At 37.4% G+C, this 21,105-nt stretch carries 16 protein-coding genes; 14 read left to right on the top strand and 2 right to left on the bottom strand.

The genetic code is table 11. From position 1 onward, the window contains the following. Positions 1–33: 33 nt before the first annotated feature. The 6 genes from AO058_RS02060 to AO058_RS02035 all read left to right on the top strand — a co-directional run bounded on the left by AO058_RS02060 (position 34) and on the right by AO058_RS02035 (position 9,660). A complete protein-coding gene (locus tag AO058_RS02060; RefSeq protein ID WP_075325002.1) occupies positions 34–1,626 on the top strand; it encodes a glycoside hydrolase family 32 protein in 1,593 nt (530 codons plus the stop codon). 10 nt (positions 1,627–1,636) lie between these two features. Beyond that, positions 1,637–4,735, top strand: coding sequence for a SusC/RagA family TonB-linked outer membrane protein (locus AO058_RS02055; protein WP_075325001.1), 3,099 nt, complete (start codon positions 1,637–1,639; stop codon positions 4,733–4,735). Positions 4,736–4,754: 19 nt separating this feature from the next. Then, entirely contained in the window at positions 4,755–6,449 is a 1,695-nt protein-coding gene (locus tag AO058_RS02050; RefSeq protein ID WP_075325000.1) for a RagB/SusD family nutrient uptake outer membrane protein, read from the top strand. 217 nt (positions 6,450–6,666) lie between these two features. Continuing rightward, the gene (locus AO058_RS02045) at positions 6,667–7,554 is read left to right on the top strand and encodes a carbohydrate kinase family protein (protein ID WP_075324999.1); all 888 of its coding nucleotides are present in this window, start codon (positions 6,667–6,669) and stop codon (positions 7,552–7,554) included. A gap of 113 nt (positions 7,555–7,667) precedes the next feature. Next, a complete protein-coding gene (locus AO058_RS02040) occupies positions 7,668–8,555 on the top strand; it encodes a bile acid:sodium symporter family protein (RefSeq protein WP_075324998.1) in 888 nt (295 codons plus the stop codon). A 484-nt stretch (positions 8,556–9,039) separates the two neighbouring features. Further along, complete coding sequence (locus tag AO058_RS02035) at positions 9,040–9,660, top strand: DUF4403 family protein (protein WP_075324997.1); 621 nt, start codon at positions 9,040–9,042, stop codon at positions 9,658–9,660. Here AO058_RS02035 and AO058_RS02030 read toward each other — a convergent pair. Both AO058_RS02030 and gldJ read right to left on the bottom strand, forming a co-directional pair. Next, positions 9,650–10,948, bottom strand: a complete 1,299-nt coding sequence (locus tag AO058_RS02030) for a UDP-N-acetylmuramoyl-tripeptide--D-alanyl-D-alanine ligase (RefSeq protein ID WP_075324996.1) — start codon at positions 10,946–10,948, stop codon at positions 9,650–9,652. The two genes, AO058_RS02035 and AO058_RS02030, sit on opposite strands and share 11 nt — an antisense overlap. Positions 10,949–11,062: 114 nt before the next feature. After that, positions 11,063–12,748 (bottom strand): gliding motility lipoprotein GldJ, encoded by a 1,686-nt coding sequence (gene gldJ, locus AO058_RS02025; RefSeq protein WP_075327856.1) that lies wholly within the window; start codon positions 12,746–12,748, stop codon positions 11,063–11,065. Between the two features lie 438 nt (positions 12,749–13,186). Between gldJ and porV the strand changes: the two genes are divergently transcribed. The 8 genes from porV (at position 13,187) to AO058_RS01985 (ending at position 21,100) form a co-directional block, all read left to right on the top strand. Next, a complete protein-coding gene (gene porV, locus AO058_RS02020; protein WP_075324995.1) occupies positions 13,187–14,341 on the top strand; it encodes a type IX secretion system outer membrane channel protein PorV in 1,155 nt (384 codons plus the stop codon). A gap of 72 nt (positions 14,342–14,413) precedes the next feature. Further along, the gene (cdd, locus tag AO058_RS02015; protein WP_075324994.1) at positions 14,414–14,896 is read left to right on the top strand and encodes a cytidine deaminase; all 483 of its coding nucleotides are present in this window, start codon (positions 14,414–14,416) and stop codon (positions 14,894–14,896) included. A 107-nt stretch (positions 14,897–15,003) separates the two neighbouring features. After that, the gene (gene pdhA / locus AO058_RS02010; RefSeq protein ID WP_075324993.1) at positions 15,004–16,005 is read left to right on the top strand and encodes a pyruvate dehydrogenase (acetyl-transferring) E1 component subunit alpha; all 1,002 of its coding nucleotides are present in this window, start codon (positions 15,004–15,006) and stop codon (positions 16,003–16,005) included. Between the two features lie 3 nt (positions 16,006–16,008). Beyond that, positions 16,009–17,673 carry a pyruvate dehydrogenase complex dihydrolipoamide acetyltransferase gene (locus AO058_RS02005; RefSeq protein ID WP_075324992.1) on the top strand — a complete coding sequence of 555 codons (1,665 nt, stop codon included), beginning with the start codon at positions 16,009–16,011 and terminating at the stop codon, positions 17,671–17,673. 70 nt (positions 17,674–17,743) lie between these two features. After that, positions 17,744–18,727, top strand: a complete 984-nt coding sequence (locus AO058_RS02000) for a M20/M25/M40 family metallo-hydrolase (RefSeq protein WP_075324991.1) — start codon at positions 17,744–17,746, stop codon at positions 18,725–18,727. Further along, positions 18,724–19,404, top strand: coding sequence for an SDR family NAD(P)-dependent oxidoreductase (locus AO058_RS01995; RefSeq protein ID WP_075324990.1), 681 nt, complete (start codon positions 18,724–18,726; stop codon positions 19,402–19,404). The genes AO058_RS02000 and AO058_RS01995 overlap by 4 nt, the downstream gene beginning before the upstream one ends. Before the next feature lie 3 nt (positions 19,405–19,407). Further along, positions 19,408–20,007: a SprT-like domain-containing protein gene (locus AO058_RS01990; RefSeq protein ID WP_075324989.1), complete on the top strand. Its 600-nt coding sequence runs from the start codon at positions 19,408–19,410 to the stop codon at positions 20,005–20,007. Between the two features lie 10 nt (positions 20,008–20,017). Next, a complete protein-coding gene (locus AO058_RS01985) occupies positions 20,018–21,100 on the top strand; it encodes a mannose-1-phosphate guanylyltransferase (protein ID WP_075324988.1) in 1,083 nt (360 codons plus the stop codon). The last annotated feature ends 5 nt before the right edge of the window (positions 21,101–21,105 follow it).

Here is a 21,105-nt window from a genome sequence, read left to right as displayed (position 1 = left end):
CAATCAAGCTTTTCAACAATAAAATAATCTATTATGAAAAATAAATTTATATTTCTTTCTTCCTGTCTGTTAAGCGCGATGCTGATGTTTTCGTGTAAGGATAACATTAAAGAGACTAATGAGGAAACGCCGGAAGTTACCGCTCAAAACGATACCGACTTTAGACCGGCTTTTCATTTTACTCCCAATGAAAACTGGATGAACGATCCTAACGGGATGTTTTTCCTTAACGGAACTTACCATTTATTCTTTCAATATTATCCTGAAGGAAATACCTGGGGCCCTATGCATTGGGGTCACGCTACCAGTAAAGATATGATTAAGTGGGAAGAACAGCCCATAGCACTGAAGCCCGATGAACAAGGCTATATTTTCTCAGGAAGCGCGGTAGTAGATACTGAAAACACATCTGGCTTTGGGGATGGAGAAACCGCGCCGGTAATTGCGATGTTTACCTATCACGATCCTAAAGGAGAAGAAGAAGGCCGGGAAGACTACCAAACCCAGGCCATTGCTTATAGCCTGGATGAAGGAAAAACTTTTACTAAATATGAAGGAAATCCAGTAATTGAAAATCCCGGGATTCGTGATTTTCGCGATCCAAAAATAACCCGCGATGAAGTACACGATCAATGGGTTATGGTACTTTCTGCGGATGATATAACGATGTTTTATACTTCTCAAAATTTGAAGGATTGGGAATTAGCTTCTGAATTCGGCAAGGGGATAGGTGCCCATGGAGGAGTTTGGGAATGCCCCGATTTTATACAGATGAAAGTGGAAGGATCTGAAGAGAAAAAGTGGGTTTTGATCCAAAGCTTAAATCCGGGTGGTTTCAATGGAGGCTCCGGGACTCAATATTTTGTGGGTGACTTTGATGGAAAGACCTTCACTTTAGATGATTCTATGCAGGATTTGGGTGAAGATCATCATTACTGGTTGGATTTTGGAAAAGATAATTATGCCGGGGTAACCTGGGCCAATATTCCAGAAGAAGATGGCCGGCATTTGTTTATTGGCTGGATGTCTAACTGGCAATATGCAAACGAAGTTCCCACCGAAACCTGGAGAAGCGCCATGACTATTGCCAGGGAAATTAAACTTAACAAAACAGGAGATACTTACCGTATAGTTTCCACTCCTGCAGCGGAACTTCAAAATTATAAGGGTGAAAAATTCACTAAAAGTACTGTTTCAGTTGAAGGGAAAACGCAAATAGCAACTTCAGAAGAAATAGATATTTCAAATTCAGTGATCTCCTTTGAAATACAGGATTTAAAAGATCAGGAATATCATTTTAGCCTTTCCAGTGAGGGAGATGATGTTTTGAAATTTGGCTACGATCATAGTACAAAAGAATTTTATTTAGATCGAAGCAATTCTGGTCTGACCGATTTCAATGAGAATTTTGGTGATAAAGTTTCAACAGCACCACGACTTTCAAAAGATTCAAATTTAAAAGTAAAAGCGATAGTAGATAATATGTCTATAGAACTCTTTTTCGACGATGGTGAAACCGTGATGACTGAAATTTTCTTTCCGGAGCAGCCTATTAGAAACTTTAGTGCTGAAGGAAATGAATTCAATTTAAAGAATCTAAAAATTAATCAAGTAAACCTCAACTAACCCATAACCTATGAATTCCAAATTATTAATACTATTTCTTTTACCCCTTTCTATGTGGGCACAGGGAATAGACGTATCAGGAAATGTGATTTCTGATGATGATCAAATGCCATTACCCGGAGTTTCTATTCAAGTGGAAGGAACAAATGAAGGTGTGATTACAGATTTTGATGGAAACTATATAATTGAAAACATTGATCCCCAGGCTACTTTAGTCTATAATTATTTAGGTTTTCAAACTAAAAGAGTAGCTGTAAATAATCAAACAAATATTGATGTTTCGCTAATTGTGGATGATCAGCAACTAGATGATGTGGTGGTAACGGGATACACCTCTCAAAGGAGAACAGACATTACAGGAGCAGTATCTGTAGTAGACATGGATGAATTAAATAAACAGCCCGAACCAAATCCTATTAGAGGATTACAGGGGAGGCTTCCTGGAGTTCAAATAACTTCAGATGGTTCTCCCAGTGGTGCAAATACTCAGGTAGTAATACGTGGAGTTGGTACTCTTAACAATACAGACCCTTTATATGTGATTGATGGAGTTCCTACAAAGGCCGGCATGCATGAATTGAATCCGAACGACATTGAATCTATACAAGTATTAAAAGATGCTTCTTCTGCAAGTATTTACGGTTCCAGGGCTTCCAACGGGGTAATTATTGTGACTACCAAAAAAGGTAAAGAAGGTAGAATGCAGGTTAACCTTAATACTTATGTTTCAGCCTCGAATTATGCTAACAGACAGGATGTACTTAATGCAGAGCAATATGGTCGTGTTCTATGGCAGGCACAGGTTAATGACGGTATTGATCCTAATTCTAATAACCTGAGATACCAATTTGATTGGAATAATAATGAAAATGGTGGGGCGGTTCTAAACAATATTATTGTACCTGAATATCTAGATGAGGAACAAACTTTACTATCAGCGGATACGGATTGGTTTGACGAAATTTCTCAAACAGGCTTCGCACAATCTTATGATTTATCTGTCTCGAATGGAACAGAAAAAGGGAACTATCTTTTTTCCCTTGGATATTATGATAACCAGGGAATTGTAAAAACTACTGAATTTAACAGGATTTCCGCGAGAATGAATAGTAGCTATAAATTATTTAATGACCGACTGGAAATAGGGGAAAACTTCACCTTTAATAAAACTAATGAGATCGAAAATCCAGGAGTTTTGGACCTGGCATTGAAAGCATCTCCTATTATTCCTGTTCGAACCGCAGATGGAAAAGGATGGGGAGGACCAGTTGGCGGGATGAACGATAGGCAGAATCCTGTACGTTTGTTGGAATACAATAAGGATAACGGTTATGAATATCACCGAATATTCGGGAATGCCTACGCCGATCTTGAAATTATTGAAAATTTGCATGTAAGAACAAACCTGGGAATTGATTACAGCAACTTTTATCGTCGTTCACTTCAGAGAAGTTATAAATCGGGTTATTTGCAAAACGATGAAACTGCAGTGAATATCGAAGATTGGAAAAGCTTAAAATGGACCTGGACTAACACGGCTACTTACGAGTTAGATATGGAGAAGCATAACTTGAATTTGCTCGCCGGAACAGAGATGTTTAGAGACGACTATAAAAATATAAATTTAAGAAGAGAAGGTTTTATTCTTGAAACTCCAGAATATATGTATCCAGATGCGGGAAGTGGAGAAGCCTATAATGGTGGTTCTGCCACTTCATACAGTTTACTTTCTTTCTTCGGGAAAATAGATTACACTTTTGATAGAAAATATCTGCTTTCGGGTACCATACGTCGAGATGGCTCTTCAAGATTTGGGGAAAACAATCGTTTTGGAACTTTTCCCGCTTTTTCTGCCGGTTGGCGTATTAGTGAGGAAGATTTCATTCCGGATAACTATTCATTCCTATCAGATTTAAAACTTCGTCTTGGATGGGGACAAACAGGGAATCAGGAAATAGATAACAACGCTATTTACTCATTATATGTTTCAGATTATGCCGGAGGTGATCCCACCTGGGGAACTTCTTATGGAACTGCTTACGATCTCTCTGGAGCCGGTTCTGGTTTATTGCGTTCAGGTTTCAGAGGAATTCAGTTAGGAAATGACAATTTGAAATGGGAAACTACTACCCAAACCAATGTTGGGCTTGATTTCGGCTTCTTCGGGTATAAATTATTTGGAAACATTGATTACTACTTCAAAGAAACTGAAGATATCCTGGTATTACCTCCATATCTTGGGACAATAGGTGAAGGTGGAAATAGATGGGTGAACGGAGCTTCTATGGAGAATGAAGGCTGGGAATTTGCACTAACTTATCGTGATAAAACCGAGGGAGATTTCAGCTATGAGATTTCTGCTAACATTGCTACTAATAGAAATGAAATAACTTATCTGCCAGAGGAAGTACAGAACAATTATGGCGGAGATGGTGGTGAAGATAATATTCTCGGGAGACCTATTAACTCAATGTATGGTTATGTTACTGATGGTTTGTTCACTTCTGAGGAAGAAGTAATGAACTCTGCGGAACAGGCAGGGAAAGGTCTTGGCCGTATCCGTTACAGAGATTTGGATGGCGATGGTGTGATTACCGATGATGACCGTACCTGGATAGGAATACCACATCCAGACTTTAGTTATGGATTTAATATTACACTTGGATACAAAAATTTCGATTTTACATCTTTCTGGCAAGGGGTTGGAAATGTAGATGTGATCAATAACCGAAAATTTCAAACAGATTTTTGGAGTGTGGATGACGTAGGATCGAATAAAGGAACCCGGCTTCTTAACGCATGGTCTCCAGAAAACGTGAACTCTTCTGTTCCGGCTCTAACAACTATTGATGATAACGCCGAATCGAGATTTTCAACTTATTATGTTGAGAATGGAAGATATCTGAAATTGAGAAACTTACAAGTTGGATATAGTCTATCAGAAGAACTTCTGGAAAGAATGAATTTCACCAATGCAAGATTATACGTGAGTGGCCAGAATTTACTAATGATAACTTCTTCAGATTTTACCGGAGTTGATCCTGAAAACGCAGGATGGGGTTATCCTCAACCACTTACACTAACTCTTGGCTTAAACCTATCACTTTAATAACATCAAACTCTTTATTATGAAGAAAATAAAATATTTACTAGGCATAGTTCTTCTAACTATTTCTACTGCCTGTTCAGATTTTCTAGAGGAAGAACCTTATGGAGTATTATCTGAAGAACAATTAACAACTCCAGAAAATGTAGATGGTTTTGTGACCTCAGCTTATGCTGCATTGGGTAATGATCATTATGACATACCCTTTAGTCTTTGGCCTTATGGAAATGTCCGCTCTGATGATGCTTACAAGGGGGGAAGTGGTACAAATGATATACAGGTTTTTCATTTTTTTGAAGTATCAGAGAACATAAGAACAGATTTTGGTGAACTGGATGCTTTCTGGTATAACAGTTTTATTGCTATTTCCAGGGTAAACAAAGCTTTGGCTGCATTAAATCAAATCGACGAGGTAGAATTTCCTGAGAAATCCACAAGAATCGCAGAAATGAAGTTTTTAAGAGGACATTTCTATTTTATGTTAAAAATAATGTACAAATATGTTCCATATGTGACAGAAGATATCCCAGTGGAAGAATATGGAACAATCTCTAACCGGGCTCTTAGTAATGACGACTTATGGAGTGCTATTGCAGGTGATTTTGAGGCCGCAGCACAGGTTCTTCCTTCTTCTCAGCCTCAAGTTGGGCGTGCAGATAAAACAGCAGCATATGCATATTTGGCAAAAACACGACTTTATCAGGCTTATGAACAGGATGAAAACCATAATGTAGTAAATATTAACCAGGAAAGATTGCAGCAGGTTTTAGATGCAACAGAGCAGGTAATGGGAATGCACCAACTTGAAGAAGATTTTGCCTATAATTTTCTTCCCGGTAGTTTTGAAAATGGGCAGGAAGCAGTTTTCTCCATTCAGTTCTCCAATAACGATGGTACCCTACATGGAAGACTAAATTATTCTGATGTGCTTGCTACTCCACAGGGAATTGGATGTTGCGATTTCCATAAACCAAGCCAGAACCTTGTAAATGCCTACAAGGTTGATGAACAGGGATTACCTCTTTTTTCAAATTATAACCAATCTAACCTTGACTTCAACAGTCTGGAGAATTACAGGGTTGACCCTCGATTATACCACACTGTAGCAATACCTGGTCTACCCTGGAAATACGATCAGGAAAATATTTACCAGGAAAACTGGGTTAGGTCTCCTAGTACGTATGGCTATACAGCCTCCTTAAAAGAGAATGTAACTGAAGATTCGGAATACCTTGTGAATATTGATCCTTTTTATGGAAATTCTAAAAACAGGATTGAGATTCGATATGCTGATGTATTGTTGATGAGGGCGGAAGCTTTAATTGAACTTGGAAGACAAAATGAAGCTCTTCCTCTGATTAATGAAGTTCGGGAAAGAGCTAATCAAAGTACGACTTTAATATCTTCATATGCTACTAATACTGGGATAAGTCCTTATTTAGACGGAGAAAACATCAACTGGACTCAGGATGTAGCCCGTGAAGCCTTACGTTGGGAACGCAGGTTAGAACTTGCCATGGAAGGAAACCGTTTCTTTGACCTTGTAAGATGGGGTATTGCAGAAGAAACTTTAAATAAATATTATAGTGAAGAAGCAGAAGAGGCTACGTACTACGAAGGCGCCTCTTTTGATGAAGGTCGGGAAGAATATTTACCCATCCCACAGGCCCAAATAAACTTTAGTCAGGACGTATATGTACAAAACACAGGCTACTAAAACATTATAATTATGATGCACTTTAATAAAATAAAAGCTACATCATAATTTATTCAGTAGAAAACCGGCGAGTAAAACTGGTGGGGCATACTGCAGTGGTTGGTAGGGATAATCTTTTCTACGTAGTTTGTATACCAATAATATTGATGGGCTACCAGGGCCAAAGAATTAAGTCTGGACTTTATAGTCCTTTTCAGAAAAAAATAAGTTTAATAAGATGGTAAATAGAAAAGCCGTTTGCTTCGGCGAAATATTATACGATGTATTCCCAGACCGGGAGAGAATTGGCGGTGCACCGCTTAATGTGGCTTCAAGGTTATCGGGATTAGGAATTTTAACAGAAATGATTAGTAAAGTGGGAGACGATGAAAAAGGCGAAAAGCTAATCTCTTATCTGGAATCAAAGAATATTAAAACTGAAAATATCTCCAAAGATCCTAATTTCACTACCGGTGTTGTAAACGTAAAACTTTCAGAAAGCGGTTCGGCTACTTACGAGATTGCACATCCTGTGGCCTGGGATAAAATTGAAATTTCAGAAGCGATAAAAAATTCGGTGAAAAATGCTGATGCTTTTATCTTCGGAAGTTTAATTTGCCGCGATGAGGTTAGTCGTAAAACACTTTTTGAACTTCTGCCGGAAGCAAAGTACAGAATATTTGATATTAATTTACGTCCGCCGTATTATGAAAAGGAAGTTTTGGAAAAACTAATGGAGCAGGCAGATTTTATAAAATTCAATGACGACGAATTATTTGAAATTGCTGAAATGATGGGTTCTAAGCACAATTCGTTAGAACAAAACCTGCATTTTATTTCTGAAAAAACCAATACCAAAACTATTTGTGTAACTAAAGGTAGACACGGTGCAGTTTTGCTAAAGGATGGGGTGCGCTATTATAATAGTGGTTTTAAGGTTAAGGTAAAAGACACGGTAGGCGCGGGAGATTCATTTCTTGCCAGTTTAATCGCCGGATTATTAAAAGAAGAAGAATCGCAAAACACCCTGGATTTTGCCTGTGCAGTAGGTGCTCTGGTAGCTGGGAAGGAAGGTGCGAATCCCGAAATTTCCGGGGATATTATTAAAAAATTTATGTTTCCTTAAAAACAGTCGTATTTGATTTTTAATCAAAGAGATGGCCAAAAATTAATTTCGAAATTCTTAACGGTTCCTGCCTTTTAAAAAAAATACTATCTTGAGTTTCTTTTTAAAAGAATATGCAGCAATTTGCCGATATTTTTATGCCTCTCTCTATCGCTCTAATTATGTTTGGGATAGGCCTGGAATTATGTTTAAAAGATTTTAGAAGGGTTTTTGCTCATCCCAGAGCTATTATTACCGGTCTTGTTTCCCAAATATTTTTATTGCCGCTTATTGCTTTTCTATTAATTTTTTTCTGGCCCATAGATCCTATATATAAAATTGGAATTATGTTGCTTGCCGGCTGTCCCGGGGGTACCGCTTCAAATCTCGTGACAAAAATGCTGAAAGGAAGAGTGGCACTTTCGGTTTCACTTACGGCTTTTAATAGTTTGATTATATTGTTTAGTATTCCGCTGGTAATTGAGTTGAGTTATGCGGTGTTTGGAAATAATGGAGCTAAAGTCCAACTGAGTTTTGGGCAAACCATGGGAGACGTTCTCTTAACTGTAGTTTTACCTGTAATGAGCGGGATTCTAATAAACGAATTATACGGGCATAAGTTCGGAGAAAGTTTTCATAAGGCTTTACGCTATATTTTACCGGGGATAATGCTACTCGCTTTTATTGTAGTTATTTTCTTTGACGAAAATCAAAAAGGGGTGGAATATCTAAAACATTTAAACCTTCTAATTCCCCTAATTATTTTGAATTTCGCAACAATTATAGCCGGTTATTTCGCAGCCAGGCGTATGAAATTAAAACATAGCGCTGCTTACACAATTGCGGTAGAAATGGGCTTGCAAAATAGTGTGTTGGCGCTATTTATAGCCAATCAGTTATTAAAGGATCAGGATATTAGCCTGGTGGCTATTTTATATGGTAGTTTTTCGCTAATTATAACTTTCCTGGGAGGATGGATTCTTAAACATTACTTTGGAAAAGAGAACATTGAGAAAATTTAAATAAAAATGCCGGCCACATAAAGCTCAAACAGACCCTACTCAGTTTTATGCTTTTGCAGCCGACATGTTTTAATTGCCAAATTAAAATAAGTTCAAATACAGATCTATTTGTACTTATGTGTCCCGAATTTAGAGCTTTTGTTACTTAGTATTTTACGGATTTCCGTAATTACAAGTTAACCTTCTGAGAGTGAGAAGTATAAAAATTTATTTTTTCTGAAGTAAATATTTCGATTTCATTTAATTCCCTTAAGCTGAATGAAAATTAAAATGAAATTTGAAGGAATTTTATACGGAATATGGTTTTTTATTTCTTCGGTTTCTCTTACTTCTTAAGCAAGTTTTAAATACTCCGCGGTGCGCTATTTTTAATTGAAAGATCTTTCCTGTATTTAAATTTAACTGCGTTTTCAGAATATTTCAGCAGAAAAAACTTAAGTTGTATCTATGGTAAGACCATACTAACTAAACTGAAAATTTACTCATGAATAAGCTTTTTGATGACGATAATATTAAACTCAATTTGCCGGTAAAAATTAGCTACCGGGTTTTAGAAGATGTACTTCAGGAAAAATTAGTGGGAGAGCAAATAGGAATGGAAGATTCTAAAGGCACGGTAAAAAATTATGCCGAGGTATTGGGCGCCAATCTAGGTAAAAGTCAGGAACCCAATTTTGATCTTACCCTCACTTTAAGACTGAAAACACTCACCACACTTTTTAAAAATAAGGAGGTTACTTTGTTAGTCCATTTAAGACTGGGATTTGATGAAGTAGAGCAGGTGGTAGATGTAGAAGAGTACGAACTGGAAGGCCAAAGTAAAAGTTGGTTTATGGATAATTCTCTTGAAACCCTGGCCAATACTTTAATTTATAAAAAGATTAAAAATAAAATGAAGCTGGATCTCAAGCCACATATTAATGAACATTTGGGAAAAGCAAATAGAAAGCTGGGAGACGAAATGGAAGCTGCCCCGGGAGTATTCCTCTCAGGAAATGTAAACACGCTAAAAGTTGCCGAAATAATCCCCGGAGATAGTTTGTTATTAATCCTTTTGGAAATTAGTGCCTATGGTTTTGTGAACGTAAAAGAGATTAAGCTTTAGGTTCAAAAACTTCAAGAATTTCTTCTAGCGCCATAGATCTGGATCCTTTTACTAAGATGCTGCAATTCTTTAATTCAGCCAGTTGTAGGTGCTTTTTAATATTTTCGGTATTCTCAAATTTTATAATGTTTGGCCTATTGGTAGTCGTTTTTTTGAACTGTTTACCCACAAGGTAGATTTCAGAAATATCAGCATTTTCAAGGTAATTTACCACAACCTGGTGTTCGGTTTCTGAAGCCGCACCAAGTTCTCCCATATCACCCAAAACAGCAATTTTAGTAGTATTGGTTTTTGAATAATTAAAGTGCTGTAATGCTGCCATCATACTGGTAGGATTAGCATTGTAAGCATCTAAATAGATCTTATTTGAATTTCGTTCTATTAATTGCGAACGGTTGTTGGAAGGAACATAATTTTCTATTGCCTCTTTTATCTCGTTAAAGGGAACTTTAAAATATAGACCAACACAGAGCGCAGCCGCCATATTCTTTGCGTTGTAACTTCCGCTTAATTGACTTTTAAACTTAGTATCGTTAAAGATTAACTCAGCAGAATCAGAGGTGTCGGGATAATCTACTTTTACCTGGGCTTTTCTATTATTTCCGAAGCTAAAAGTATGTTTATAATTTATTTCTAACCTTTGCACTTCATCGTCAAGGTTTAAAAATATCAGTTTTTTGTTATCTTTTAGGTGTCGGTATAATTCGGTTTTTGCCTGTATCACACCAGCTAAGCTTCCAAAACCTTCAAGATGTGCTTTTCCGAAGTTGGTGATAAGTCCATAATCTGGCATCGCAATATTTGAGAGAAATTCTATTTCGCCGGGATGGTTAGCCCCCATTTCAATTAATCCAATCTCCGTTTCTTCATCCATTGCCAGTAGACTAAGTGGCACTCCAATATGATTATTTAAATTCCCCTGGGTTGCGGTAACAGCATATTTTTTTGAAAGCACATTATATATAAGTTCTTTGGTGGTAGTTTTTCCGTTACTTCCCGTAATACCTATAATTGGAATACTTAAAAATTTTCGGTGAAATTTAGCGAGGTTTTGGAGCGCTTCCAGAGTATTTTTTACAACGATGTACTCTTTATCATTTAGCGCGGCTTCCTTATTATCTACAATGGCGCAAATAGCTCCTTTAGCAATTGCCTGTGCTGCAAATTCGTTGCCGTTAAAATTTGCTCCTTTTAAAGCGAAGAAAATGCTTCCTGGTTCAATATTTCGGGTATCGGTAGAAATTCCTGTACTTATCAGGAATCTTTGATGAATTAATGCTGTTTTCATATTTAGCGTTTTCTAATTCTGAAATTAAGTTATTCCAGGGCTTTAAAATTAAAGCTATAAAAAAAGCCCTAAACAAATAGGGCTTTTATCATAATTTTTAGAAGATTAGAATTTCTAATTTCTTGCTTTTTTATTGTCATCTAAAGATTTTGAACCAACTCTGGACATTGCATTTCTAAATCCAATATAGTCGGTTGCCATATCTTGTGGGAAATATCTACGTTGTGCCGGGTCTAGCCAGTAAGCACGATCTCTCCATGAACCACCTTTGTAAACTCTAACTTCGTCACTAATAAGGGTAGTTCTGTCTGCAGTGTCATATCCACGTCTTGTTCCCGTAGTATCTGTAGTATTTGCTACATTATAAGTTGGGGAGTTATACATACGTTCCGATTCTTCGTCTGCTTGCTGAAATGATTGATAATAACGGCTAGAGCTCTTATCACCATCTCTAAAGTTGCGTTGATCACTATCGGTGTAGTTGGTACGCATATAAGTATCTTCTTCGGTAACTGGTATTTGAGCAATGTCTCCCGGGTAAGATCTGGCAACCAGTCTACCGGTGGCGAGAGTATCAAATTCAATTTCATCTACACCAACTACTTTTACAGAACCGTCTTCGTTAATAGCGTGTTTTGTATAAACATTCCCTCTATAGTAGTTGAAATCGTTAAATTCATCATCAACTATTGGTCGGTATACATCGGCAACCCATTCGGCTACGTTACCGGCCATATCATAAAGACCAAAATCGTTAGGCTCGTAAGATTTTACTTCAGCGGTAATATCGGCGCCATCATCACTCCAACCTGCAATTCCTCCGTAATCTCCGGCACCTTGCTTAAAGTTAGCTAATTGGTCTCCCTGTCTTTTTACATCACCAGAACGAGTATATTGACCATCCCACGGATATTTTTTTCTTCCTCTGTAAACATTATAATCTCTAATTCCTACTAAAGCAGAGGCGGCATATTCCCACTCAACTTCAGTTGGTAATCGATACTCGGGAAGTAGAATTCCGTCTTTACGTTGTACATAAGTTTGCCCACCAAGAGCATTTCCTTCTGCATCAGTATTTTGATTATCTATCATGTCCTGAGATGCGTCTCCTCCCTGGCTTATTTCGGTATTTCCACCGTATGCCTGGCTTGGTGCGTTTAAGTAGGTTTCGGTATTAAATGTAGTACCGGCTTGAACATCGGTATAACGGGCTCCTTCTTTAGTGTAGCCGGCTTCCTCCAGTAATAATTCGTTTACCCTATCGGTTCTCCATTTACTAAATTCAACAGCTTGTACCCAACTTACTCCAACTACAGGATAATTTCCATAAGCAGGATGACGTAAATAGTTGTTTACCATTGTTTCGTTGAATCCTAATCTATTTCTCCAAACAAGGGTATCTGGTACTGCACCATTATAAATATTTCTGAAATTTTCCTGGGTAGGAGGGAAAACTTTTTTCAACCAGTCCAGGTATTCCATATACATCATATTGGTAACCTCTGTCTCATCCATATAGAAGGACTGTACATGTTGCTGGGTAGGAGTATTGTTCCAATCGTGCATAACATCGTCCTGCACCTGCCCCATAGTAAAGGTTCCTCCTTCAACAAAAACCAGCCCCGGGCCGGCTTCCTGTTCCTTATAATCTGTGTTATATTGAAATCCGCCTTCATCTGAATTAATGTCCCATCCAGTAGCTCTGGAGTTGTCTTCATAGTCCCGGGAATTATTACAGCTTAGTAAACCAACGCCAAGAACGAGGGTTAAAAAGGCTCTAAAAGCAATATTGATTCTCATATTCATCATCTCTTTTGGTAGAAATATTAGGCTTTGCAATATAGTAATTAACGCTAAAAGTACAAGTTTATTTTATGTTCTCTCAAAGGCTTTGGTTTTCTTTAAAACCCTGATGTCCTTAGCACTTAGGCTAGACAAAGCTCTTTTTGATTTCCTGTGTACCGTTAATTTTTGCTCCCGGTAAAGCAGGAAGCAGCAAAATTAATTGTTTTTTATTTAACTGAAGGTTACTGTACTTAAAAAAGTAGCTAAAATTCAAAACGTACAATATTACACCTATTTTAAAGTTGTGATAGACCTACTCTATTTACTTTTATAAGTTTTATTATTCCAGATAAACTTCTGGCCTTGTTTTAATCTGCCTTTAGAATTATTTAAACTTAAGGTCTTTTCTTAACAAGATTATTAGTATATATTTGTTAATCATTAATTAATATGATGAAAAAAATTACAATCTTATTGCTCGGGTTAATATTAAGCTCTCAATTTAAAATGACAGCCCAAGAAGAAAGGGATAGAGTTATAACAACCGCAGTCCCTTTTTTACTAGTAGCTGCTGATGCACGGGCAGCTGGAATGGGAGACCAGGGAGTAGCAACATCGGCTGATGTTTTTTCCCAGCAATGGAACCCAGCGAAATATGCTTTCGCTACCAGTGAACACGGGATAGGGGTTTCTTATACACCATACTTAAGTGATATTGTTAGTGATATCTTTCTTGGGAATATTAGTTATTACCATAGAATTAATGAAAGGAGTGCCGTTGCTTCAAGCTTAAGATATTTTAGCCTGGGTAGTATAGAACGTAGGGCAAGTTTTGAACAGGCTCCTTTAGTGGTTAATCCAAATGAACTTACCTTTGATGTTTCTTATTCTTTGCGCCTAAGTGATAATATTTCTATGGCAGTAGCCGGGCGTTACTTGCATTCAGATCTTGGCTTGCAGGACGAAGAAGATTTAGGTGCGGCCAATAGCTTTGGGGTAGATGTGGCAGCATACTACCAGAGTAATCAAATGGTTTTTTCAAATTTTAACGGAGTTTGGAAAGCTGGCGCAAATATTTCTAATATTGGCCCTAAGATGAAATATGAAGATGCAGGGCAGGAAAATTTTATCCCAACAAATTTTAAAGTAGGAACTGGTTTCGACTTTATTTTTGATATAGAAAATCGTTTAGGTGCTTATGTTGAATTCAATAAACTTTTAGTACCAACGCCAAGAGATTTTAATGATGATGGAGAAATTGATGCTGAAGATGATGCCGAATATAATGATATTGGTGCTATAGAAGGAATTTTCACTTCCTGGGGAGATGCGCCGGGTGGTTTTGGAGAGGAACTTCGTGAAGTAACCTGGGCGCTTGGCGCCGAATATATGTATCGCGAGACTTTTGCATTTAGAGCCGGGTATTTTAGTGAAAGTCTTACCAAAGGTTCCAGGAGATTTGCTTCTTTTGGCGCAGGTTTTAAATATGAGCAGGTAAACATAGATATTTCTTATTTATTCTCTACCTCGCCGGTACCAAGTCCGTTGGAGGGAACCCTTCGTTTTGGTTTAACTTTTAATTTTGGAGGCCAATTCCCTGTTTATTAAATTATATTTCAGTTAATTTAATATTTGCAGCTTAGCAGGTTTCTATTATCTTTCCCTTCCAATAATTTTTATATGAAGCCATTAAAAGTTACCTCAAACTTTGAGGTCTATGATTCTGTTGAAGAACTTCCGCAGGCCATTCAGAGTTTGATGAAAACCGCCGTAGAAGCCCGGGATAAAGCCTATGCGCCTTATTCACAATTTAAGGTAGGCGCTGCTATAGCATTAAATAATAATGAAGTTGTTACCGGAAGCAACCAGGAAAATGCTTCGTATCCTTCAGGTTTATGTGCCGAACGTACCGCAATTTACTACTCAGGTGCCGCTTTTCCCAAAGCTCAAATTCAAAACATTGCCATTTCAGCTAAATCTATGAAGCACTTGGTAGAAGCTCCTGTGCCACCTTGCGGGGCTTGCAGGCAGGCGCTGGTAGAATATGAAGTTAAACAGGAAACCGATATTGCGGTCTATTTTATGGGTGAGACCGGTAAGGTGATGAAAGCAAATTCTATAAAAGATTTACTACCTTTAATCTTTGAGAATTCGGTCTTATAACGTTTTCGTTATTTTTGCTTAAAAACTGTTTTCCATTCTTATTGAAAATAGTATTTTTGTTATCCGCTTGGCAAACCCATCTGTCTGGCCTAAAATTAATAAGTTAAATGAAGAAAGTAACAAAAGCCACGTATTTAAAGTGGTACGAGGATATGCTGTTTTGGCGTAAATTTGAAGATAAACTTGCGCAGGTTTACATTCAGCAGAAAGTAAGAGGTTTTTTGCATTTGTATAATGGGCAGGAAGCTATCCTGGCTGGTGCCCTTCATGTAATGGACCTGGAAAAGGATAAAATGATTACCGCTTATCGTAACCACGTGCAGCCAATTGGTTTGGGAGTAGATCCTAAACGAGTAATGGCGGAACTTTACGGAAAAGCTACAGGAACTTCTCAAGGTCTTGGTGGTTCTATGCATATTTTCTCTAAAGAACATAACTTTTATGGAGGTCACGGTATTGTTGGAGGTCAAATTCCACTTGGTGCCGGTCTTGCATTTGCAGATAAATACTTTAAGCGTGATGCAGTAACTCTTACCTTTTTAGGAGATGGTGCTGCAAGACAGGGGTCTCTTCATGAAACTTTAAATATGGCCGTAAAATGGAATTTACCGGTTGTATTTTGTGTAGAGAATAACGGGTATGCAATGGGGACTTCTGTAGCCAGAACTTCTAAGGGAACAGATATCTGGAAGCTTGGTAATGGTTACGAAATGCCTTGTGGACCTGTAGATGCTATGGATCCTGTTAAGGTTGCAGAAGCTTTAGACGAAGCAATAAAAAGAGCTAGAAAAGGTGACGGACCAACATTTTTAGAAATGAAAACTTACCGTTACCGTGGTCACTCTATGAGTGATGCTCAAAAATATAGAACAAAAGAAGAAGTTGCAGAATATCAGGAATTAGATCCAATCACTACGGTGTTGAATATAATTAAAGATAAAAAGTATGCTTCTGAAGATGAAATAAAAAAGATCAACAAACGCGTTAAAGATAAAGTGTCTGAATGTGAGAAATTTGCTGAAGAGTCAGATTTCCCAGAAAAGAACGTGATGTATGATGTTGTTTACGAACAGAAAGATTATCCGTTTTTAGCACATAAACCTCAGTAAATTATGGCAGAAGTAATTAATATGCCGCGTTTGAGCGATACCATGGAAGAAGGTGTTGTTGCGAAGTGGCTAAAACAAAAAGGTGATAAAGTTGAAGAAGGAGATATCCTTGCAGAGATAGAAACCGATAAAGCTACCATGGAGTTTGAATCTTTTTACGAAGGGACCCTGCTTCATATTGGTATCGAAGAGGGCGAAACTGCACCTGTAGATACTTTGCTTGCTATTATTGGTGAGGAAGGTGAAGATATTTCTGATTTACTAAAAGGTGACGGAGATTCTAAAAAGGACGAGAAAAAAGATAAAGAAGAAGATAAGTCAGATTCTGATGAAGATGAAGACGAGGGCGAAGACGAAGCTGAAAGTGATGGCGATAGCGATGACGGGGGGATTCCTGAAGGTGTAGAAATTATTACTATGCCTCGTTTAAGCGATACCATGGAAGAAGGTACTGTTGCTTCCTGGTTGAAAAAGGAAGGCGATAAAGTAGAAGAAGGAGATATTCTTGCCGAAATCGAAACCGATAAGGCTACCATGGAATTCGAATCTTTTTACGAAGGAACTTTGCTTAAAATAGGTCTTGAAGAAGGCGAAACAGCAAAAGTAGATAGTCTTCTTGCTATTATAGGACCAGAAGGAACAGATGTTTCTAATGTTTCAGTAGACGGGAAGTCTAAAAAGAAATCTTCAGGAAAATCAGAGAAGAAAGAAGATAAATCTGAAGAAAAAGAAGAAAGCAAATCTTCTGAAAAGAAATCTTCAGATTCTACAAAAGACGGTGGAAGAATTTTTGCTTCTCCATTGGCCAAAAAAATGGCAGAAGATAAAGGTATAGATCTTTCAGATGTCAAAGGTAGCGGCGGCAATGGTCGTATCGTGAAAAAAGACATTGAGGATTACAAACCTTCAGACAAACCTGCTGCTGCAAAAGAAAAAAGTAAAGGAGACGCAGCTGCTGCACCACAACCTTATGTGCCTGCAGGAGAAGAAAGCTTTGAAGAGATTAAAAACTCTCAAATGCGTAAAACCATTGCCAAACGACTTGGGGAATCTAAGTTTAACGCACCGCATTACTATCTAACTATAGAGGTAGATATGAGTAATGCAATGGCTTCACGTAAGCAAATTAATGAAATGCCAGATGTTAAAGTATCTTTTAACGATATGGTAATTAAGGCAAGTGCGATGGCACTTCGTAAGCACCCACAGGTAAATAGCCAATGGACAGGAGAATCTATGAAAATTGCTAAGCACATTCATATGGGTGTTGCAGTGGCCGTAGAAGAAGGTCTTGTGGTTCCTGTTTTAAAATTTGCCGATCAAATGTCTATGACCCAAATTGGGAATAATGTAAAAGACGTTGCCGGTAAAGCCAGAAACAAGAAATTACAACCAAAAGATATGGAAGGTAGTACCTTTACCGTGTCTAACCTGGGAATGTTTGGGATAGTTGAATTCACCAGTATTATTAACCAACCAAACTCGGCAATCCTTTCTGTAGGAACTATTGTTGAAAAACCGGTGGTTAAAAATGGTGAAATTGTAGTAGGAAATACTATGAAATTAACCCTTGCCTGCGATCATAGAACAGTAGACGGTGCAACCGGTGCTGCTTTCTTAAAAACGCTTAAAACTTATATGGAAAACCCGGTAACTATGTTAGCATAATCCCGGTTTTTTAAAAATAACTAATTATTAAAATCCCGCAGCTTTGCGGGATTTTTTTATCTTTAACAGTATGAGAAAAATTACACTTAGTTTCACTTTGTTAGCCGCAATTCTGCTAATTTCTTCCTGCGGAAATTCACAATCTGCTACAACTTCAAAAAAAGTAAAAACCAGTTTAAATACTAATGTTCAACAAGCTGAAGTTGAAGAATTACTAAAATATTTATCTTCAAATGAATTAAAAGGAAGGGAAACCGGGACAGAAGGAATTGAACTGGCCGCGCAAAAAATTGAAAGCATTTTTGAAGAAAATGGGATTCAAAAATATTTCGACACATATCGGCACAATTTTGAAATAAAGGGTGTTGAAGGATTTAATGTGGTTGGAATGTTGGAAGGAAACGATCCTAAGCTTAAAGATCAATTTATTATTCTGGGAGCACATTACGATCATATAGGGATCCAGGAACCCGTAGAAGGAGATTCTATAGCTAATGGCGCCAACGATAATGCTGCAGGGACCGTTGCGGTTGTAGAGTTGGCTAAGAAATTTGCCAAAATAGATGATAATAAGCGAAGCATTATGTTCGTATTATTTTCTGCGGAAGAAATGGGGCTTGTAGGAGCAAGAAAAATAGCGCAACAACTTAAGGAAGATAAGCTTGATCTTTATACTCTATTCAATTTTGAAATGATTGGTATACCTATGCACAATAAAGATTATATAGGTTATCTCACCGGTTACGAAAACTCTAATTTTGCCGAAAAATTCAATGAATATTCTGGCAAAAAAGTTCTTGGATTTCTCCCACAGGCCAAAGAATATAATTTATTTAAACGAAGCGATAATTATCCGTTTTTTGAGGAATTTAATGTTCCTGCGCAAACAATTTCAACTTTCGATTTTACCAATTACAATTACTATCATCACGTAGCCGATGAAGCAGAAAAGCTTGATGTAGTACATATGACCAATGTAATTGAAAGCGTAATTCCCGGAATTTTGAAAATGGCGAATACGCCTCAAAAAGAAATAAAACTATTAAAAAAATGAAACATATTGTCATAACAGGAACCAGCCGGGGAATGGGCTACGAAATGGTAAAATTTTTTGCCGAAAAAGGGCATAAAATACTGGCACTTTCCCGAAACGACAAGCCGGTTTCTGAATTAAATCTGGACAACGTAACTACTTTTTCCTGCGATATTTCAAAGCCGGAAGATATTGAAAAAGTTTCAGCATTTATCGATGCAAAATGGGAAAAAGTTGACGTTGTTATTAACAACGCGGGGGCGCTTATCAATAAACCTTTTGAAGAAATTTCAGCAGAAGAATTTCAGAAAATATATAGTACAAATGTTTTTGGGGTTGTCGGTTTAACTCAAAAATTATTGACCTTTATGAAGAAAGATTCGCACGTGGTAAATATTAGTACCATGGGTGGCGTACAGGGCAGTGTTAAATTTCCGGGGCTTTCAGCTTATAGTTCCAGTAAAGCCGCAATAATTACTTTAACCGAGCTTTTAGCTGAAGAATATAAAGAAAACGGACCTTCTTTTAATGTTTTAGCATTAGGAGCTGTACAAACCGAAATGCTGGAAGAGGCATTTCCCGGGTTGGAAGTTCCACTTTCAGCCAGAGATATGGCAGAATACATTGCCAATTTTAGCCTCACCGGGCATAAATATTATAATGGTAAATTGCTCCAGGTATCTAACAGTACTCCGTAGCCAATGAGAGAAATTCTTGAAAGATATATTCCTGAACGAGCGGTTCCCCCGGTTTTTGAAATGATTAAAGCCAATAATGTTCATTTAAAAATTGTAAATGAACGTAAAACAAGGCACGGCGATTACCGCAGAATGCCCAATGGTGCTCCGCAAATTACGGTAAATGCCAATTTAAATAAATACCGGTTTTTAATCACTTTGGTTCATGAAATTGCCCATTTACTGGCTTTTGAGAAATTTGGCAGACAAATAAAACCACACGGGCAGGAATGGAAATTTACTTTCAGGGAGTTAATGTTGCCATTTATAAGACCGGAAATTTTCCCGTCAGGATTGCTTCCGGTAATTGCGCAGCATTTTAGAAATCCTAAAGCCAGTAGTGATACCGATGCAAAATTATCGGTAGCGCTTAAAAGTTTTGATCCTGAGAACGATAAAAACTATATTTTTGAAATTCCGTTTGGAGGAATTTTCCGAATATATAACGGGAAAACTTTTAAAAAAGGGGAAAGAAGAATAAAACGCTACGAATGTCTGGAAGTAGATACGGGTAAAGTTTATTTGTTTCAGCCCAATGCAGAAGTGGAGTTGCTAAAAAATTAATTCCTTTTTTATGAAAAACACAAATCACTACGCAATATTAATGGCCGGCGGGATTGGTTCCCGTTTCTGGCCGGTAAGTACTTCCAAATACCCTAAACAATTTCAGGATATTTTAGGTGTTGGTTCAACGCTTATTCAAACTACTTTTCATCGTTTAGTGAAGCTTATGCCTGTAGAGAATATAATTATTCTAACGCATAAGGAATATAAAGATGTTGTAAAAGAACAGTTGCCACGAGTTAAAGAAGAGCAAATTGTTCTGGAGCCAAAGATGAGAAATACAGCTCCAAGTATTTTACTTGGTGCTTTAAAAATTAAAAAGAAGAATAAAGATGCGCTGATTTTGGTTGCGCCCAGTGATCACTGGATTCAGGGTGATTTAGAGTTTCAGGAAAATATAGAAGAAGCTTTTCAAATTGTTGCTGAGAATGATAAATTAATAACACTGGGAATTGAGCCTACTTTCCCTAATACCGGTTACGGTTATATTAAGTATAACGAGGAAGAAGGAAATGGCGCTAAACCGGTTTTAAAGTTTACCGAAAAGCCTACTTTTAAAAAGGCTGAAACATTTCTCAAAGAAGGAAATTACGCCTGGAATGCCGGCATTTTTATATGGAGCGCCGAATTTATTTTAAAAAGTTTTAAAGAACATCAACCAGAAACTTTTAGGCTTTTTGAGGCGGGGAACGATGTTTATAACACTAATGAAGAGCAGAAGTTTTTGGATGAAAATTATCACAAAGCACAAAATGTTTCTATAGATTACGCTATTATGGAGAAATCTGATAGCGTATTTGTGATTCCTGCCAAATTTAAATGGAACGATTTAGGCACCTGGAAATCCCTGGAAGATGAATTACCGCAAGATGAGTATAATAATACCATTGTGAACGGCCGACTATTACCATTTGAGTCCACCGGAAATATTATTAAAACTCAGAATAATAAGGCAGTAGTTTTGGAAGGCCTTAATGACTATGTGGTGGTAGAAAATGATGCCGTTTTATTAATCTTCCCAAAGGAAAAAATACAGGATATTAAGGAAATTAGAGAAAAGGCTATAGAGAAATTTGGAGAAGATTTAGGTTAAGTATA

This window comes from Salegentibacter sp. T436 (assembly GCF_001932675.1).
In the GTDB taxonomy this organism is placed as follows: Bacteria; Bacteroidota; Bacteroidia; order Flavobacteriales; family Flavobacteriaceae; genus Salegentibacter; species Salegentibacter agarivorans.
The sequence above is the reverse complement of the archived record's forward strand: the minus strand, read 5'-3'. Positions and strand labels throughout refer to the sequence as shown.

Coding starts and splice junctions, on each gene's coding strand:
- AO058_RS02060 (WP_075325002.1), top strand. CDS start 34: ATGAAAAATAAATTTATATTTCTTTCTTCCTGTCTGTTAAGCGCGATG.
- AO058_RS02055 (WP_075325001.1), top strand. CDS start 1,637: ATGAATTCCAAATTATTAATACTATTTCTTTTACCCCTTTCTATGTGG.
- AO058_RS02050 (WP_075325000.1), top strand. CDS start 4,755: ATGAAGAAAATAAAATATTTACTAGGCATAGTTCTTCTAACTATTTCT.
- AO058_RS02045 (WP_075324999.1), top strand. CDS start 6,667: ATGGTAAATAGAAAAGCCGTTTGCTTCGGCGAAATATTATACGATGTA.
- AO058_RS02040 (WP_075324998.1), top strand. CDS start 7,668: ATGCAGCAATTTGCCGATATTTTTATGCCTCTCTCTATCGCTCTAATT.
- AO058_RS02035 (WP_075324997.1), top strand. CDS start 9,040: ATGAATAAGCTTTTTGATGACGATAATATTAAACTCAATTTGCCGGTA.
- AO058_RS02030 (WP_075324996.1), bottom strand. CDS start 10,948: ATGAAAACAGCATTAATTCATCAAAGATTCCTGATAAGTACAGGAATT.
- gldJ (WP_075327856.1), bottom strand. CDS start 12,748: ATGAGAATCAATATTGCTTTTAGAGCCTTTTTAACCCTCGTTCTTGGC.
- porV (WP_075324995.1), top strand. CDS start 13,187: ATGAAAAAAATTACAATCTTATTGCTCGGGTTAATATTAAGCTCTCAA.
- cdd (WP_075324994.1), top strand. CDS start 14,414: ATGAAGCCATTAAAAGTTACCTCAAACTTTGAGGTCTATGATTCTGTT.
- pdhA (WP_075324993.1), top strand. CDS start 15,004: ATGAAGAAAGTAACAAAAGCCACGTATTTAAAGTGGTACGAGGATATG.
- AO058_RS02005 (WP_075324992.1), top strand. CDS start 16,009: ATGGCAGAAGTAATTAATATGCCGCGTTTGAGCGATACCATGGAAGAA.
- AO058_RS02000 (WP_075324991.1), top strand. CDS start 17,744: ATGAGAAAAATTACACTTAGTTTCACTTTGTTAGCCGCAATTCTGCTA.
- AO058_RS01995 (WP_075324990.1), top strand. CDS start 18,724: ATGAAACATATTGTCATAACAGGAACCAGCCGGGGAATGGGCTACGAA.
- AO058_RS01990 (WP_075324989.1), top strand. CDS start 19,408: ATGAGAGAAATTCTTGAAAGATATATTCCTGAACGAGCGGTTCCCCCG.
- AO058_RS01985 (WP_075324988.1), top strand. CDS start 20,018: ATGAAAAACACAAATCACTACGCAATATTAATGGCCGGCGGGATTGGT.